This window comes from Streptococcus sp. CF8_St5-17, from assembly GCF_024295665.1.
In the GTDB taxonomy this organism is placed as follows: Bacteria; Bacillota; Bacilli; order Lactobacillales; family Streptococcaceae; genus Streptococcus.
This window is the reverse complement of sequence record NZ_JANCOU010000003.1, coordinates 59952-77873: the sequence shown is the minus strand read 5'-3', so window position 1 is coordinate 77873 and position 17922 is coordinate 59952. Positions and strand designations below refer to the sequence as shown.

At 43.0% G+C, this 17922-nt stretch carries 19 protein-coding genes and 1 pseudogene; 9 read left to right on the top strand and 11 right to left on the bottom strand.

What is annotated here, in order from left to right; genetic code table 11:
* Positions 1–20 precede the first annotated feature (20 nt).
* The 5 genes from NMM19_RS03820 to NMM19_RS03800 form a co-directional block, all read right to left on the bottom strand.
* Complete coding sequence (locus tag NMM19_RS03820) at positions 21–1400, bottom strand: glycoside hydrolase family 1 protein (RefSeq protein ID WP_178894485.1); 1380 nt, start codon at positions 1398–1400, stop codon at positions 21–23.
* 108 nt (positions 1401–1508) lie between these two features.
* Entirely contained in the window at positions 1509–3362 is a 1854-nt protein-coding gene (locus NMM19_RS03815; RefSeq protein WP_254730029.1) for a proline--tRNA ligase, read from the bottom strand.
* 16 nt (positions 3363–3378) lie between these two features.
* Complete coding sequence (gene rseP, locus NMM19_RS03810) at positions 3379–4635, bottom strand: RIP metalloprotease RseP (RefSeq protein ID WP_178894483.1); 1257 nt, start codon at positions 4633–4635, stop codon at positions 3379–3381.
* 21 nt (positions 4636–4656) lie between these two features.
* Positions 4657–5460 (bottom strand): phosphatidate cytidylyltransferase, encoded by an 804-nt coding sequence (locus NMM19_RS03805; RefSeq protein ID WP_178894482.1) that lies wholly within the window; start codon positions 5458–5460, stop codon positions 4657–4659.
* 7 nt (positions 5461–5467) lie between these two features.
* Positions 5468–6220 (bottom strand): isoprenyl transferase, encoded by a 753-nt coding sequence (locus tag NMM19_RS03800; protein WP_178894481.1) that lies wholly within the window; start codon positions 6218–6220, stop codon positions 5468–5470.
* 213 nt (positions 6221–6433) lie between these two features.
* Between NMM19_RS03800 and NMM19_RS03795 the strand changes: the two genes are divergently transcribed.
* The 9 genes and pseudogenes from NMM19_RS03795 to NMM19_RS03755 all read left to right on the top strand — a co-directional run bounded on the left by NMM19_RS03795 (position 6434) and on the right by NMM19_RS03755 (position 13967).
* Complete coding sequence (locus NMM19_RS03795) at positions 6434–6829, top strand: helix-hairpin-helix domain-containing protein (RefSeq protein ID WP_178894480.1); 396 nt, start codon at positions 6434–6436, stop codon at positions 6827–6829.
* Between the two features lie 294 nt (positions 6830–7123).
* A complete protein-coding gene (locus NMM19_RS03790; protein WP_178894479.1) occupies positions 7124–7711 on the top strand; it encodes a flavin reductase family protein in 588 nt (195 codons plus the stop codon).
* A complete protein-coding gene (locus NMM19_RS03785) occupies positions 7689–8258 on the top strand; it encodes a GNAT family N-acetyltransferase (protein WP_178894478.1) in 570 nt (189 codons plus the stop codon). Before NMM19_RS03790 ends, NMM19_RS03785 begins: the two co-directional genes overlap by 23 nt.
* A gap of 29 nt (positions 8259–8287) precedes the next feature.
* Positions 8288–10939 (top strand): valine--tRNA ligase, encoded by a 2652-nt coding sequence (locus tag NMM19_RS03780; RefSeq protein ID WP_254730027.1) that lies wholly within the window; start codon positions 8288–8290, stop codon positions 10937–10939.
* 34 nt (positions 10940–10973) lie between these two features.
* A pseudogene (locus NMM19_RS03775) lies at positions 10974–11266 on the top strand (hypothetical protein); the annotation flags it as partial.
* A 19-nt stretch (positions 11267–11285) separates the two neighbouring features.
* Positions 11286–11447 (top strand): hypothetical protein, encoded by a 162-nt coding sequence (locus NMM19_RS03770; protein ID WP_178894476.1) that lies wholly within the window; start codon positions 11286–11288, stop codon positions 11445–11447.
* Positions 11448–11565: 118 nt separating this feature from the next.
* On the top strand, positions 11566–12141 hold the full coding sequence (locus NMM19_RS03765) for a TetR/AcrR family transcriptional regulator (RefSeq protein ID WP_178895639.1): 576 nt from the start codon (positions 11566–11568) through the stop codon (positions 12139–12141).
* The gene (locus tag NMM19_RS03760; protein WP_178894475.1) at positions 12138–12818 is read left to right on the top strand and encodes an ABC transporter ATP-binding protein; all 681 of its coding nucleotides are present in this window, start codon (positions 12138–12140) and stop codon (positions 12816–12818) included. The genes NMM19_RS03765 and NMM19_RS03760 overlap by 4 nt, the downstream gene beginning before the upstream one ends.
* Before the next feature lie 3 nt (positions 12819–12821).
* On the top strand, positions 12822–13967 hold the full coding sequence (locus NMM19_RS03755; protein ID WP_178894474.1) for an FtsX-like permease family protein: 1146 nt from the start codon (positions 12822–12824) through the stop codon (positions 13965–13967).
* Between the two features lie 131 nt (positions 13968–14098).
* Here the strand turns inward: NMM19_RS03755 and NMM19_RS03750 are convergent, their stop codons facing one another.
* The 6 genes from NMM19_RS03750 to NMM19_RS03725 are packed head-to-tail and all read right to left on the bottom strand — an operon-like array spanning position 14099 to position 17811.
* Positions 14099–14698, bottom strand: a complete 600-nt coding sequence (locus tag NMM19_RS03750) for a response regulator transcription factor (RefSeq protein WP_006151288.1) — start codon at positions 14696–14698, stop codon at positions 14099–14101.
* Positions 14695–15804: a sensor histidine kinase gene (locus NMM19_RS03745; RefSeq protein ID WP_254730025.1), complete on the bottom strand. Its 1110-nt coding sequence runs from the start codon at positions 15802–15804 to the stop codon at positions 14695–14697. Before NMM19_RS03745 ends, NMM19_RS03750 begins: the two co-directional genes overlap by 4 nt.
* Complete coding sequence (locus tag NMM19_RS03740) at positions 15804–16541, bottom strand: ABC transporter permease (RefSeq protein WP_006151291.1); 738 nt, start codon at positions 16539–16541, stop codon at positions 15804–15806. Before NMM19_RS03740 ends, NMM19_RS03745 begins: the two co-directional genes overlap by 1 nt.
* Before the next feature lies 1 nt (position 16542).
* Positions 16543–17427, bottom strand: a complete 885-nt coding sequence (locus tag NMM19_RS03735) for an ABC transporter ATP-binding protein (protein ID WP_178894472.1) — start codon at positions 17425–17427, stop codon at positions 16543–16545.
* Positions 17414–17608, bottom strand: a complete 195-nt coding sequence (locus tag NMM19_RS03730) for a hypothetical protein (RefSeq protein ID WP_000709296.1) — start codon at positions 17606–17608, stop codon at positions 17414–17416. The genes NMM19_RS03735 and NMM19_RS03730 overlap by 14 nt, the downstream gene beginning before the upstream one ends.
* Positions 17605–17811 (bottom strand): hypothetical protein, encoded by a 207-nt coding sequence (locus NMM19_RS03725; protein ID WP_178894471.1) that lies wholly within the window; start codon positions 17809–17811, stop codon positions 17605–17607. Before NMM19_RS03725 ends, NMM19_RS03730 begins: the two co-directional genes overlap by 4 nt.
* Positions 17812–17922: the final 111 nt, after the last annotated feature.

Below are 17922 nucleotides of genomic sequence, written 5' to 3'. Positions count from 1 at the left end.
GAATCTATATAAAAAGTTGCTTAAAACCCATTGTTGTCACTGAGCTCTTTGAACCAGTGGCCGGATTTTTTCAGGCGACGTTCTTGTGTTTCTAAGTCTAGCTCGACCAAACCATAGCGATTTTTGTAACTATTGAGCCATGACCAGCAATCAATAAAGGTCCAGATCAAATAGCCTTTACAGTTGGCACCGTCTTCGATAGCACGATGGAGTTCACGCAGATGTCCTTTGACAAAGTCGATACGATAGTCGTCCTGAATCATGCCATTCACACGGAATTTATCTTCACCTTCAACACCCATCCCATTCTCAGTCAGCATCCACTCAATATTGCCATAGTTTTCTTTGATGTTTTGGGCAATGTCATAAATTCCTTGCTCGTAGATTTCCCAACCGCGGTGTGGATTAATCTTGCGACCTGGCATCACGTAAGGTTCATAGAAATGCTCTGGCAAGAGTGGGCTGTCAGGATGCTTAGCAAAACGTGGCGCCATGACACGCAAAGGCTGATAGTAGTTGACTCCTAGGAAGTCAACGGTGTTCTCACGAATGAGTTCCAACTCTTCGGTTGTGTATTCTGGTAACAAGTCATGCTCAGACAAAATTTCCACTAACTCTTCTGGATATGTTCCTAAAACAGACGGATCTAGGAAAGATTGGGCCTGGAAGAGATCTGCAATACGAGCAGCTTTCACGTCAGCAGGATGTTGGCTACGTGGATAGGCTGGTGTCAAGTTGAGGACAATCCCAATCTTAGAGCCTGGTAAGACTTCATGACAAGCCTTAACTGCAAGAGTGCTGGCTAGCTGGGTATGATAGGCAACCTTAACTGCCGCTTTGGCATCTACCTTATGAGGGTAATGGGCATCATAGAAATAGCCAAACTCTACAGGAACGATAGGCTCATTGAAGGTAATCCACTGGTCAACCAAGTCTCCATAAGTTTCAAAACAGAAACGAGCATAGTCTTCATAGGCCTTAATAGTTGCTTTATTTTCCCAACCATCCCCATCTTCTTGAAGGGCGAAAGGCAGGTCAAAGTGATAAAGATTGACTAAGAGACGAATGCCCTTGGCCTTGATGGCCTCAAAGACCTGACGGTAGAAAGCCACACCTTGAGGATTGACTGCTCCACGACCCTGTGGGAAAATACGTGACCACTGGATAGAAGTTCGAAAGGCTGTGTGGCCAGTTTCTAACAATAGTTCGATATCCTTTTCCCAGTTTTCATAGAAGGTCGATGTCTTATCTGGGCCAATCCCATTGTAGTAGCGATTTGGCTCTACTTGATACCAATAATCCCAGAGATTATCTCCCTTGCCGTCACCAGGTACTCGTCCTTCTGTCTGTGGTCCAGAAGTTGAGGAACCCCAGACAAAATCCTTTGGAAATTTTAGCATAGTACTACCTCTTTTTACGCTTTTAATGTTTACTTTCTCTCATTATAAAGAAAAAACAAGGCAAAAACTAGTTACATTTTTGTCTTGTTTTTCTTCTGATTATAGATTTTATTTATTTGTTAGGATTTCAAGGGTTTCAAGCAAGTTATCTGCGTGAACTTCGATTGTATCTCCTGTCGCCTTAATCTTGACTTCTACGATACCATCCGCTGCTTTTTTACCAACAGTAATACGGATTGGAAGACCAATCAAGTCGCTATCGCTGAATTTAACACCGACACGTTCGTTACGGTCATCCGTCAAAACTTCGTAACCTTTGTTTACCAAGGCTGCTTCGATACGATCTGTCAATGCAAGAGAGTCTTCATCCTTGACATTAACCGGAATCAAGTGCACATCAAATGGCGCCAATTCTTTAGGGAAGTTGATTCCCCAAGCGTAACGATATTCGCCTTTTGGAGTTTTGTTAACAAAGAGGCGAGCGTGTTGCTCCATAATCGCTGAAAGGAGGCGACTAACACCGATACCGTAGCATCCCATGATAATTGGGATCGCACGACCATTTTCATCCAAGACATCTGCTCCCATACTTGCTGAGTAGCGAGTTCCCAGTTTGAAAATATGACCAATTTCGATACCACGGGCAAAGTTGAGAACACCTTTTCCATCTGGTGAAATTTCGCCCTCACGCACTTCACGGATATCTACATACTCAGCAGTGAAATCACGACCTGGATTAACACCAGTCAAGTGGTAGCCATCTTGGTTGGCACCAGCAACAGCATTGCGAAGATCTTGAACTTTACGATCTGCAATGATTTTCACATTTTCAGGTAGACCGACTGGTCCTAGAGAACCGAATCCTGCTGGAATGACAGCAGCGACTTCTTCTTCAGTGGCTACGTCAAAGAAATCCGCTCCCAAGTGGTTTTTCAATTTTACTTCATTAAGTTGGTCATTTCCTACTAGAAGGGCTGCGACAAGCTCACCATCTGCCATGTAGAAGAGAGTTTTGATAGTTTGCTCTTCTGGAACGTTTAGAAAGGCTGCTACTTCGTCAATAGATTTAACACCTGGTGTTTCCACGCGAGTCACTTCATTTTCAGTCACAACACGGTTGCTTGGTTTGTAGGCGTTAGTTGCCATTTCCAAGTTAGCTGCATAGCTTGACTCACTTGAATAGGCAATGGTATCTTCACCAGAAACCATCCATTTGAGCAATTCTGCCTTGATTTCTTTCTGTACATCTACAGGAATCTCATCAAATGATGCGACAGATTTATCTAACACTACCCAACGGTCAAGGTCTGTACGAACAGGTGTGATGGCCATAAATTCTTGGCTGTCCTTACCACCCATTGCTCCACCGTCACCGATGATGGCTTTGAAGTCCAAGCCACTACGAGTAAAGATACGCTCATAGGCTGCCTTGTACTCATCATAGGTTACATCCAAGCTATCATAGTTAGCGTGGAAGCTATAACCATCTTTCATGATGAATTCACGCGTACGAAGAAGTCCATTACGTGGACGTTTTTCATCACGGTATTTAGGCTGGATTTGGTACAAGTTTAGTGGCAATTGCTTGTAAGACTTGACAGAATCACGGACAATCGCTGTGAAGGTTTCTTCGTGAGTCGGGCCCAAGATAAAGTCTGATTTCTCACGATTTTTCAATTTGTACAAGTCTTCACCGTAAGTATCATAACGGCCAGATTCACGCCAAAGGTCAGCACTGAGAAGGGCTGGAGCCAACATCTCAACAGCACCAATCTTGTCAAATTCTTGACGCATGATCTTCTTAGCTTTTTCGATAACACGGTTAGCAAGTGGCAGGTAAGAATAGACTCCTGCTGATACTTGACGAACATAACCAGCACGCAACATAAGAGCGTGGCTGATAACTTGAGCATCGCTTGGCATTTCGCGAAGCGTTGGGATTAGCATTTTACTTTGTTTCATATTTTTCCTCTAATTCTTAAAAGAAGGTTCGCATGATGTCGTTCCATGTAACGGCGATCATCAAGACAACCATAATCACAACTCCAACTAGAGTAACATAGGTTTCAATTTCTTGTTTCAGTGGTTTGCGGCGAATAGCTTCAATAATATTGAGCACGATTTTCCCACCATCAAGTGCCGGGATAGGAATCAAGTTGAAAATCCCGATATTGATAGAAATCATAGCCAAGAAGAACAAAACATTCTCAAGACCATTTTTAGCAGCATCGCTACTTGCCTTAAAGATTGCAACAGGTCCACCTAACTTATTCAAGTCAGGTTGGAAAATCAAGTTTTTCAAGGCATTGAGAATGCGCAAAGCTGAGTCAGCTGCAGATGTGAATCCACCTACAAACATAGACCAGATATCCGATTTAAGTCTCGGTTGAACACCCAAAATATAACGCCCTTGGCTTTCCTCAGGTGTCACACTGACTTGTTTTTCAGTTCCATTTTCAGAGACTGTCACATCTAAAACAGGTGCTGTTTTATCCTTGGTCTCTGCTTCCACTGCCTGAATCAAATCTTGCCAGTTACTGATTTCGTGTGAACCGACTTTAGTGATTTGGGCCGTATTTTCAAGGCCGACTTTTGCTATCGCGCTATCAGGGATGATACTAAAGTTATTACTTTGTGTATCACGAACACCACCTTGCATGAAAATCAAAATCCAGAAGACGACAACTCCTAGGATAAAGTTATTCATGGGGCCTGCAAAGTTGGTAATCAATTTGCCCCAGACAGTTGCATTTTGATATTGAACGTCTAGCGGAGCGATACGAACTTCCGTTCCATCAGCTTCCACAATAGTTGCATCATGGTCTACGGAGAACGTTTTTTCCTCTTCCAAGACCAAACCTGTGATAAAGAGTTTATCCTCAAAGTCAAACTGGGTTACTTGCATCGGAAGAGCCGTTTGGTCGACCTTCTTACCAGAAAGATTGATGCGCTTAACCTTGCCATCTTCGGCTAAGGTCAAACTAACAGGAGTTCCTGTCTTAATCTCTGTGGTATCTTCACCCCAACCTGCCATGCGGACATAACCACCAAGCGGTAGGAGACGAATCGTGTAAGCAGTCCCGTCTTTCCCGATATGGGCAAAGATTTTCGGACCCATACCAATGGCAAATTCACGAACCAAAATTCCAGACTTCTTAGCAAAGTAGAAATGTCCGAACTCGTGAACCACCACGATAATTCCAAAAACAAGGATAAAGGTTAATAATCCTAACATTTAATATCTGTCCACCTTTCCTTAAAATAAGCCGAATAGGTGCATAATAGGGAACACGGCCAACATAGAATCAAAGCGATCTAGTACCCCCCCATGTCCAGGGATGAAGACCCCTGAATCCTTGACTCCAAAGTGGCGTTTCATAGCACTTTCAATCAAGTCACCCAATTGACCTGCAATACTAAAGAAAATAGCAAAGAGTGTCATTTTGTAAATACCATAAGGAAGGGCAACTGTACTATCCACTAACATAAAGATGAGTGTAACAAGCATGGCAGCTATAATACCACCAAAAGCTCCTTCGACTGATTTGTTAGGAGAAACTCTTGGAGCCAATCTTCTCTTGCCGAAATTCATTCCAACGAGATAAGCACCACTATCTGTTGCCCACACGATACAGAGAGCCAAGAGCGCTTTATCCAAGCCAGCGATTCGAGCATCGACTAAAGCGTTGAATCCAAAACCAACATAGAAACTCATGGCGATTGGGTATACAGCATCTTCAATGGTGTAATTCTTGCTAAAAACAGTGCAACCTAACATGATAAAAATCACAACACCATATGCGACAACATTCCCATCTACAGGTAAAAATGTCAAGTAGTTTTCTAGGGGGATTGTCAGTGCGAAAGTTGCTAGCAAGGTCAACAAACTCTCAGGGGTCATGGTGTTTAACCCTTTCATCTGGAGCAACTCACGAACTCCAAGCATGGCTAAAATTCCCATCACAATCTGTAGCCACAGCCCTCCAACCATCAAGAGTGGGATAAAGATAGCTAGGGCCAAAGCGGCAAATATGGTCCTCTTTATTAAGTCCTTTTTCATAATGTTCCTATACTCCTCCAAATCGACGATTGCGGCGGTTAAACTCTGCAATAGCTTCCTTTAAGGCTTCCTCATCAAAGTCAGGCCACAAGACATCTGTGAAATAAAGTTCACTATAAGCTGCTTGCCAAGGCAAGAAATTACTCAAACGAAGCTCGCCACTAGTTCGGATGATTAAGTCAGGATCGCGCAAAGTTTTCGGCAAATGTCCCGTAAAGAGATATTCCCCAATCAACTCTTCTGTAATATCACCGGGATTGATCTTAGCATCTAAAACATCCTGTGCAATCAACTTGACTGCCTGTGTAATCTCAGCTCGTCCACCATAATTAAGGGCAAAGTTGAGAATCAAACCTGTATTTAACTTGGTCAACTCTTCCGCTTTTTTCAAAACATCAAAGGTCTCTTTAGGCAAACGATCAGTCTCCCCAATCATTTGAATCTTCATGTTCTTTTGGTGCAATTCGGGAACATACTTATCATAAAATTCAACCGGAAGGTTCATGATAAACTTGACTTCCTGATCTGGACGTGTCCAATTTTCAGTCGAGAAGGCATAAACTGTCATAGCCTTGACACCCATATCACTAGCAGCAATCGCTACTGTTCTCAGAGCATCCATCCCAGCCTTATGCCCAAAGACACGTGGCTGCATTCGTTTTTTAGCCCAACGACCATTGCCATCCATGATAACTCCGATATGCGCTGGTACCATCGCTGGTGTTTCTGTTACTTTATCTTTTTTTAAAAATCCAAACATGATTGTATTCCTATTCAAAAATCTATCGTTTCATTATACCATATTTTTCGCTTTTCTTCTATCATATTCTCTTATTCTAAGGCGGAATTCCCCATAGGACTCCTATCTTTCTCAACTAACAAGCCTTGCATTTCCCAAAGAAAGTTGATACAATAAAACATAAAGATTTATCCTTGTTCAGTCACAGGGGTTTTTTATTGAAAGGATCTTATCATGTCAAAAAAACTACAACGTAAAAAACAATTAAGAAACAATCTTCGTCGCTCAGGCGCACTTTCAAACGCTGTAAACAAGGTTGTCGAAGAAACAAAAAAAGTTGTGAAACACGCTGAAAAAGCAGCAAGTGAAGCAGGAAAAGCTGTTTCTAAGCAAGTTGAAAAAACTGTAGAAGCAACTAAAGAACAAGCTCAAAAAGTTACAAGCTCTGTAGAGGAATTCGCAGCCAACCTAGGTGGACTTTCAGTAGATCGCGCTAAAACTTTCTACGATGAAGGGATCAAATCTGCAGCTGACTTCAAAAACTGGACAGAAAAAGAACTCCTTGCCTTGAAAGGAATCGGTCCAGCAACTATCAAGAAATTAAAAGAAAACGGCATTAAGTTCAAGTAATCTTTCTTGTTCCTTGCTTTTCCGTCAAAAACTTGTTAAAATATAGCCATTAGAGGTGTTTTGAGTCCCACATTTTACAGAAAGTGGCGGAGCTGAGAAATCCACAAATGTGTCAAAACTGGTTGCTAATGGATGAAATTTAAAAATGAAATATAAATGTCTTTTTGTTTTAAAGACGAGAGTTGCGGGCATCTGCCCGAAATTGGGTGGTACCGCGGATTAAACACATTCGTCCCTGTCAGATTGATGACAGGGGCGATTTTTATTTTGCACCCCTAGCCAAAGGAGGTTGTCATGAAACAATCTTTTAAAACAAGTAAGCTCTACTATGGTTTTCCTATCTTCATTTTAGGCTATCAGGACCAGAACTTTGGGCACAATATCACGACCTGCAGTTCCTCTTATAGCCTTGGCGATTGGCTAGTCATCGGGGTTGGTGCTGAGGAAAATGCGGCTGACCAGATTAAGCATTATCAACAGTTCACTGTGAATATCCCTGACGAAAACCTCATGCTTGAGATGGAACAGGCTGGCTTTATCAGCCATCGGGAGAAATTGAAACACCTAGGGCTTGACTACGAGATTTCTGAACGAACTCAGGCTCCGATTTTGGAGGCCTGTCCAGTCGTTTTGGATTGCCAGGTAGAACGGATTATCGAGGAAGATGGCATCTGCCATATCTTTGCTAAAATTCTCGAGCGACTAGCTGATCCAGAGCTCTTAGATGACAAGGGACATTTTAAAAATGACCGCTTTGCGCCGACTTACTTTATGGGGGACGGCCACCAGCGCGTTTATCGTTATCTGGACGACCGAGTCGATCCCATGGGGAGCTTTATCAAGAAAGCGAGGCAGAAGAATGACAAGAGCAACATTACCTGAACGAATCGAAACGGAGCGTCTGGTCTTACGAGTCCGTACAGTAGCGGATGCTGAGGATATTTATGCCTACGCTAGTCTCCCAGAAGTTTCTTACCCAGCAGGCTTTCCACCTGTCAAGACCTTGAAAGATGAGATTTATTACCTAGAGCATATCCTTCCCGATCGTAATGAAAAGGAAAATCTCCCAGCAGGCTATGGAATTGTGGTCAAAGGGACTGATAAAATCATCGGCTCTGTTGATTTCAACCATCGCCACGAAGATGATGTGCTGGAGATTGGCTATACTTTGCACCCCGACTATTGGGGCCGAGGTTATGTACCAGAAGCGGCGCGTACCTTGATTGACTTAGCTTTTAAAGAATTGGGGCTTCACAAGGTAGAATTGTCTTGCTTTGGCTACAATGTCCAAAGTCAACGAGTCGCTGAGAAGCTTGGTTTCACCCTTGAAGCTCGCATCCGAGACCGCAAAGATGCTCAGAGCAACCGCTGTGACAGTCTCATATATGGCTTGCTGAAGAGTGAGTGGGAAACTCAAGGTCAACATTAAAAATAGAAATAACTAGAAAGGACACACACATGTCTAAAGAACTTTCACCTAAATACAATCCAGCTGAGGTTGAGGCTGGTCGTTACCAAAAATGGCTTGATGCCGATGTTTTCAAGCCTTCAGGCGATAAAAAGGCTAAGCCATATTCTATCGTCATTCCACCACCAAACGTAACTGGGAAACTCCACCTTGGTCACGCTTGGGATACGACTCTTCAGGATATCATCATCCGTCAAAAACGTATGCAAGGCTTTGATACGCTTTGGCTTCCTGGTATGGACCACGCGGGGATTGCAACTCAGGCTAAGGTTGAGGAGCGCTTGCGTGGTGAGGGCATCAGTCGTTACGACCTCGGTCGTGAGAAATTCCTTGAGAAAGTCTGGGAATGGAAAGATGAATATGCCACTACTATCAAGGAACAGTGGGGCAAGATGGGGCTCTCTGTAGACTACTCTCGTGAGCGTTTCACCCTTGATGAAGGTTTGTCAAAAGCCGTGCGCAAGGTCTTTGTGGATCTATACAAGAAAGGCTGGATCTATCGTGGTGAGTTTATCATCAACTGGGACCCAGCAGCTCGCACAGCCCTTTCTGATATCGAGGTGATCCACAAGGACGTGGAAGGTGCCTTCTACCACATGAACTACATGCTGGAAGACGGCTCACGCGCCCTTGAAGTTGCGACAACTCGTCCTGAGACTATGTTTGGGGACGTTGCCGTTGCGGTCAATCCAGAAGACCCACGCTACAAGGACTTGATTGGTAAAAACGTCGTCCTTCCAATCGCTAATAAACTCATCCCAATCGTTGGGGACGAACACGCAGATCCTGAGTTTGGTACGGGTGTCGTGAAAATCACACCTGCCCACGATCCAAACGACTTCTTAGTTGGTCAACGCCATAACTTGCCACAAGTTAACGTCATGAACGACGACGGAACCATGAATGACTTGGCCTTCGAATTTGCAGGCATGGACCGTTTTGAAGCTCGTAAAGCAGTCGTTGCTAAGTTGGAAGAAATCGGTGCCCTTGTTAAAATCGAAAAACGTGTTCACAGTGTTGGTCACTCAGAGCGTACAGGTGTCGTGGTTGAACCACGCTTGTCTACGCAATGGTTTGTCAAGATGGACCAATTGGCTAAGAATGCCATTGCAAACCAATACACAGATGATAAGGTTGAATTCTACCCCCCTCGTTTCAACGATACCTTCCTCCAATGGATGGAAAATGTCCATGACTGGGTAATCTCTCGTCAGCTCTGGTGGGGTCACCAAATCCCTGCTTGGTACAATGCTGAGGGTGAAATGTACGTTGGTGAGGAAGCTCCAGAAGGTGACGGATGGACTCAGGACGAAGACGTCTTGGATACTTGGTTCAGTTCTGCCCTTTGGCCATTCTCAACTATGGGCTGGCCTGATGTCGATTCAGAAGACTTCAAACGTTACTTCCCAACGTCAACCTTGGTAACAGGTTACGATATCATCTTCTTCTGGGTGTCTCGTATGATCTTCCAATCTTTGGAATTCACTGGTCGTCAGCCATTCCAAAACGTCCTGATTCACGGTTTGATTCGCGACGAGCAAGGACGCAAGATGTCTAAGTCACTCGGTAACGGGATTGACCCAATGGATGTTATCGAGAAATATGGTGCCGATGCCCTCCGTTGGTTCCTTTCAAATGGTTCTGCACCAGGGCAAGACGTGCGCTTCTCTTATGAGAAAATGGATGCTTCTTGGAACTTCATTAACAAGATTTGGAACATCTCTCGCTACATCCTCATGAACAATGAAGGCTTGACCCTTGAGCAAGCAACTGCCAATGTGGAAAAAGTTATTAACAAGGAAGCTGGAAACGTTACTGACCGCTGGATTCTCCACAACCTCAATGAAACGATCGGAAAAGTCACTGAAAACTTTGACAAGTTTGAGTTTGGTGTCGCTGGCCACATCCTCTACAACTTCATTTGGGATGAATTTGCGGACTGGTACGTTGAGTTGACCAAGGAAGTCCTTTATAGCGATAATGAAGAAGAGAAAGTCATCACACGTTCTGTTCTCCTTTATACTTTGGACAAGATCCTTCGTCTCCTTCACCCAATCATGCCATTCGTGACAGAGGAAATCTTTGGACAAATCTCAGAAGGCTCTATCGTCACAGCGGAATACCCAACTGTTAACCCAGCCTTTGAAGACCTTGCAGCTCACACGGGTGTCGAAAGCCTCAAAGACTTGATCCGTGCCGTTCGGAATGCGCGTGCGGAAGTAAACGTAGCACCAAGCAAGCCAATCACCATCCTTGTTAAGACAAGCGATAGCGACTTGGAATCCTTCTTTAACAGCAATGTCAACTACATCAAACGCTTCACAAATCCAGAACACTTGGAAATTGCATCAACCATCCCTGCACCTGAACTCGCTATGTCAAGCGTCATCACAGGAGCAGAAATTTACTTGCCACTCGCAGACCTCCTCAATGTCGAAGAAGAATTGGCTCGTCTCGATAAGGAACTAGCTAAATGGCAAAAAGAACTGGATATGGTCGGTAAGAAGCTCTCTAACGAACGCTTCGTAGCCAATGCCAAACCAGAAGTCGTCCAAAAAGAACGCGACAAACAAGCCGACTACCAAGCCAAATACGACGCGACCGTCGCACGTATTGATGAGATGAAGAAGTTGGTGAAATAAACACAGAAACACGGTGATGAGCCGTGTTTTTTGGGGAATTGCTGAAACAACTGGTGTTGTAAAGAATAGAATGGATTTATTTGATCCTTATTTTGACATAATCGAAAAGGTTGGTGGCAAAAATCTAAGGGGCGTGTGCGTTTGACTGCCAAAGAATTTGAAAAAACCAAGGAGTTTCAATCGGATTTTATTTTATCCTTGGTTACCAATCTAGATGACATTTCAAAGTTAGTATTAATCGATAATCCATTGAATCATTTTGAATTTAAAAAGAGTATCATAAAGAATGAAGTTATAGAATACAGAAGTCTTGAAGATTTGTATTAGTTCCCTTTAACTTTTCCAATTGAAGGAACGAGAAGTATTGACAGGTCAACGACTAAACGAACTAGAAATCAATAGTAATCGATTGCCCAAGTTTAAAAATGGTGAAATCGAGATTGAATTCATCTGGATTGATACCGAAAACCCACCAATCGATGCCATCGGCTGGATAGCAAAGAAATAAAAAGTCCGCTGTTTTTTTGTTTTGTGTTTTACAGTTTTTTCTTGACAAGTATTTCTTTTTTATGGTATCCTTTTATGCAACAAGTGTTGCGCAACAGATGTTGCGCGAAAGGAGTCTTATGCCACCCAAGGTTAAATTTAGTAAAGAGGCTATGATTGGGATAGCTTTACAATTGGTGAGAGAAGAGGGAATGGCTAGTTTGACAGCTAGAGCATTAGCGGAGAAACTAGGAGCCACACCGAGAGTCATTTTTGGGCAATTTGCTAATATGTCTGAGTTACAAGCAGAGGTTATTGGTGCTGCGGAAATGGTCGTGGTGGAGTATATTCGCAAGGCCTTAGAAGATGAGAAGCCTTTTCGATCTGTCGGGGTTGCTTATATACTTTTCGCCTCAAAAGAGCCTCAACTCTTTCAATTGCTTTTCCAAAATCCTAGTAAAGATCCCATTCGTCGCTTTCAAGATTTTCTTCCCATGAAGGATCATAGTTACCAATTGGTTCTGGATTCGATTGTCGCAGACTATCCTTTGACTGTAGAGGAGGCTAGTCGATTGTACCAGCATCTATTTATCTACTCACATGGGATGGCCTCTATGGTTGCTTCTGGTATTTATCAATTCAGCATGGAAGAAGTAATTGGATTAATGACAGAGGTTTGTCAGTCGCTCATCAAAGAAATGGTAGGAAAAAAATGATTCAACTAGAAAATATTCACAAAAGTTACGGCCAAACCAAGGTTTTAAAAGGGATTGACTTGCAGATTCAAGACCAGGATAATGTGGTTATCCTCGGCCCTTCTGGATCGGGAAAGTCAACTCTCTTAAACGTGTTATCAGGCTTAGAAAAGGTAGATGAGGGGCATATCCTCATTCAAGGGCAAGATTTATCACAACTCGCGGATGCTCAATTGACAGCCTTTAGACGTGAGAAGATTGCCTTTATCTTCCAGCAGTATTATTTATTGCCTAATCTGACAGTCAAACAGAATGTAAAGATGGGGGCAGACCTGGCAAACAATCATGACTTTTTGCAGATCATAGAAGATTTGGGACTTGGCGATAAGCTAGACAAGTATCCGAGTGAATTGTCGGGTGGGGAACAGCAGAGAGTCTCTATTGCCCGGGCCTTGGCCAAAAAGCCAGAGATTCTTTTCTTAGATGAGCCGACGGGAGCCCTCGATGAAGAAACAGGGCGCAAGATTCTCGACTATATCTGGAAACTGAAGGAAAAGCTCGGCTTTACCCTCATCATGGTGACGCACAACCAAAATATTGCGGATATGGCCAGAACCATCATTCGAGTCAATAGTGGCAAGATTACCGAAGTTGTGACCAATGATCAGCCTCAGACTGCTTATGAGATTGGATGGTAAGCCATGTTTTCAGTAAAAGATATTCGAAAATTAGTTGTCGTCAGCATCATTGGGGCTTGTGCGGTCTTTGTGGCCAATCTCTTCTTAAATTTTTACTTGGACATCGAGCAATTAGAGATTTCGAAAACCAATCCCATGATTCAGACCTACTATGATGCCCAGGTTTCGCTTTCTTGGATGGTGGCCATGGTCAGTGGGGTCGTCTTGTCCTTGACGTCGGTCCTTCTCATGTGTTTTTATATCAAACAATTTGTCGATGACCACAAGGAACAATTAGGAATTTTAAAGGCCTTGGGCTACAGTAATGGCCAGTTGGCTAAACGATTTTGGGCCTTTGGACTGAGTTTTGGAGCTGGAGCGCTTCTTGGCTATTTAGCTTCTTTTCTTATAATGGAGCATTTTTATGACTTTCGTAATGAGAAGGGGATCCTGCCAGAAATCACCATTCATTTTCATTGGCAGCTCTTGCTTGCTTTGGTGATCCTGCCAACGGTATTTTTTATGCTTCTCGCGATTGGCTATGCTAGAAGACAATTACAAACGCCGACTCTTCGCTTATTGAAAAAATCTCCAACACCAATCAAGGCTCAAAGGAGAAAGAGGGCTCCTAAGAAAGAGAAGGCCTTCCTAAAAGAGCTGTCCTCATCACTGATTTGGGGGAGAAAATCTATACTGTTTTTTGTAGTCTTTGGCTCTATGTGTTTTGCGGCCATGGTTCAATTGTCCTTTGGCCTCAGGGATTACACAGATGATATCATCCAAACCATGATGATCATGATTGGCTTGATCCTTTCTTTCTCGATACTCTTTTTGTCATTGGGGATTGTGGTCTCTGAAAGTCGCGAAACCTTGGCTCTTATGAAGGCTTTTGGCTACACCGATCGTGAATGCCAAGGTCATATTCTCGCTCCTTATCGTTTTTGGGCTTATCTAGGATTTGTTTTAGGGACGGCTTATCAATACGGTATCATGGAAATCTTGATTGGTATAATCAAAGATACGGTTCCTGAAAAGATTGAGCATCACTTTGATGGGAATGCTTGCTTCTGGACTTTGATCGGTTTTGCTGTGGTTTATGAAAGCCTCTTTTATCTATCCAACAGAAAACTCCAAAAACAAACCATCAAAGAAGTGCTCTTAGCTGAATAAATAGAAAAGGTTGGCTTTCCCAGCCTTTTTCTTTATGTGACTTTCACTCCGTCTCGCTCCGTTAGGTGCGAGTCACATAACACAAAAAATCTCTTAGATTCATTTCTAAGAGATTTTTTCTTTCTCTCCCCTCACAACCAGCCTTCTTCTTCGGCAGTTTTGGCTGCTTCGGTTCGGTTGCTGGCGCCTAGTTTGGAGAGGATATTGGTCATGTAATTACGGACGGTGCCGTTTGAGAGGTAGAGCTTGTCAGCAATTTCTTGGTTGGAGAGGCCTTGGGCAACTCCATGCAAAACAGCGACTTCCTGCTCGGTCAAGGGATTGGGATGAGTCATCATGACTTCCATCAGCTCTGGAGAATACTCCTTGCGCCCCTCTAACACCGTATGCAGGGTTTGCATGAGCTCGGCGATGCTCCGCTCTTTCAAGACATAGGCGTCTACTCCTGCTTTGACCGCTCGTTCAAAATAACCTGGGCGTTTAAAGGTCGTAACGATAACTACCTTGGTTTCAGGTACTTCTTGTTTGATCCACTCGAGAGCTTCGAGTCCCGTCTTGACTGGCATTTCAACGTCAAGGATGGCAATATCTACTGCTTCTTTCCCCAAAATCTCAATAGCCTCGGCTCCATTTTTCGCCTGCAAGACAGTCTCTACATCTGGCTGAAAACTTAAGAGCTGGCACATGGCGTCTCTAAGCATACTTTGATCTTCTGCGACTAATACTTTCATCTACTTTCTCTCCTTATAAGGTTATAAGGCAGATGCACGCGCACCTCTGTTGGATGTTTCAAGCTGACCAGCTCTACTTGACCTGAGAAGGCTGCAACACGATCTCGGACTGTATGGAGTTCATTTCCTTTTACAGTTGCAAAACCTTTCCCATCATCTCTGACCGTCAATAGCAATTCCTGATCTGTACGTTCCAGTTTTAGATAGGCTTTTTCAGCACTGGAATGTTTGATGATATTGGTCGCCAGTTCTAACAAAATCATAGCAGCCGTCGACTCCACATCCTGGGTCAGGCTAGCCTTGTCCAATTGATTGTCAACCTCAACCTCAATTCCAGCAATCTCCAGCATCTTTTTGACAGTTTCAAGCTCTGATGCTAGAGTCCGTGATTTCAGATTTTCCACGATGGTTCGTACTTCATTCATAGAATCCTTGCTGATCTGGTGAATTTCTTTTAATTCCTTCTCCACCTGTGGATAGGCCTGCATCTGAAATAACTGCAAGGCTAAATCTGTCTTGACACTCAGCATAGCAAAGGTATGCCCCAGACTATCATGCAAATCCTGACCGATACGACTGCGTTCATTTTCAGCAAGCAATAAATTTATCTGAGCATTTTGCTTGGCCTGGGCTTCTTTCAAATCCTCGACAATGCGAATCCGAACCAAACCCAATGTCATCAAATCGACAAAAGTAAGAATCCCAAGCTCAAAGGCTACAGCCTCAGTTTCGACTGACTGAAACATCATGAGTTGTCCAACAACAAGAACTTGAGCAAGGAGAAAAGTCCAGACATGAAGAGAACGTAAGCTACGCACTCTAAAATGATAAATCAAGAGATTGGCAAGGAAAAAGAAGAACCAGACATAGTTGCCATAAATAAAGACGGTATTCCCAGCTACATAGGCTAGCATGATAATCCAAAAGAGCCAGGATAATCGCTGACTCTTGGTTGTCAAAACGCCTAAGTAAGCCACCACAAATAGAATATCAACTAGTAAATGCCAGCTAGGAATTTCCCCAACTACTGCAGAGAGGATAGGGAAAACCATAAAAATCAAACTGGCCCAAAACATATAGTGTATGCTTTTCAGTCTTTCAAGCATTAAGCATTCTCCTTATGACCTTGAAGGTAAATAGTCAAACCAAATAAAACTGCTGAAAAAACAAGTAGATAAACTGTGGATGATAAATTGATGCCTCCCTCGTTTAAGAAGGTCTTGAGCAATTCCATCAACTGATAGGTTGGTAGACACTTCCCGATTGCTTGCATCCAGTCTGGAAATAAAGTGATGGGCATCCAGAGTCCGCCTAAAACAGCCAAGCCTAGATAGAGAAGATTGCCCACGACAGACATCAGCTGACTAGACGGTAAGAGTGTCAGGATCAAACCAAGCGCTACAAAGGCTATACTTCCCGCAATCAGCAAGAGCGCAGCCCCAATCCAGCTTCCTAAAGGCATATCCACACCTCTGACCAAGTGCCCAACTGAGAAAACAACCAGGATTGAAACCAAATAATCAACCATCATACTTGTTATCTTTGATAGATAATATTCTACCATATTTACTGGAGTATGGCGTAATGTTTTCTGCCAGTTGTTGATTTTATCGGTATGTAAAACAGCTGGGAATGAAAACATAGCTGTCGACATCATAGAAAAGGCCGTCATAGAGATAAGGTAGTCGCGCATAAAATTAGCTGGCCCATCTGGTGTATCCTGGTACATGCCTGAAAAGAATAAATAGAAGGCCGTCGGCATCCCTACGGATAATAGATAATAGACTAATTGTCGTTTGGTCAATAGAAATTCTATCTTGTTTAGTGCGATCCATCGTTTCATCTTAGTCATCTCCCTTTTGTGTTTCTTCAAAGATTGTATCTAGCAAGCTACGGTTATTGACTTCAATTTCTTGTATCCTACAGCCTGCCTGGACTAACAGTTGCCAAAAAGCATCCGCTTCGCGTGTGACTACTTGCAGGGCATCTTGTTTTTGTGACCAGTTTTCAATCAAGTTTGACTGCTCAACGACTTCCTTATAAGCCAGAGGTAGGATAAAGTGCTTTTCAATCTCTTCACTGCGCATAGCTAGTGGTGTCGTATCACGAATCAATTCTCCCTTATTTAAGACCAAAATCCGGTCTGCTGTATGCTCTACTTCCTCAATATAATGAGACGAATAGAGAATGGTGACTCCCTGCGCTTTTAAGTCTTGGACAATTTCCCAAAAACGTTGACGAGTTGAGGTATCCATGGCCGCAGTTGGCTCATCTAAAAAGACAAGCTTTGGTCGGCCTATCAAGGTCAAGACAAATGAAAAGAGACGCTTTTGCCCACCTGACAATTTTTCTGCCAATTGTTCTTTTTGCTTCTTGTCAAACTGCAATAGTTGATCGATCTCCTGGTTGTTCAAGGGATTTGGATAAATACTTTGAAAGAAAGCAATCAACTCTTTGACCTTTAATTTCTGAACGATGACATTTTCTTGAGGGAGGTAGCCTCTAATATAGTCTAACTTAGAGCTCGTCACTGGCAAGCCTTGAATGGATACTTGACCGCTGGTAACTAGCTTATCTCCAAGTAAACAATCTAAGAGTGTGGTCTTTCCAGCACCATTGGGCCCAATCAAGGCGACACATTCACCTTCAGCTACCTCAAAGGAAATATCCTTCAAAATAGCCTTGCCCTTGATGTTCTTATTTAAGCCTTCTACCTTAATCATGTTCATGATACTCTCCTTTCAGCCACTCCTTCCCCATCGGAAAGGCGATAAAAATCATAAATCCTAGACCCCAAGCACCGCGAATGACTTGGTGAAGGAAGGCTTGGTCAAACCACCCTGTAAACATTTCGACCAACCATACCACTAGTGATAGTGCAATAAAGAGATAGAGAATCGCTTTTTTCATTTTTCAAACTCCTTTTTCACATCTGAGATCAATTTCAAACCTTCTCGAATCAACCAAGACATCATACCAAATCCTGCAAATAACTCCCAAGGAAAATGATAGAAGCCTTCGTCCAATCCTGAAAACATGAGATAAGTCATGACTCCTGCTGCTACTAAACTCATTGCGACAATTACTTTATGTTTCATTTTTTCTTCCTCCATTTGATACATCTATTATAATTCTTTGAAGGTTGTGTCACTAGAAGCTTCTGTCATGAGGAAATATGACAAATGTCACAAAAAAAGAAAGTTGATTTCTCAACTTTCTTTTTT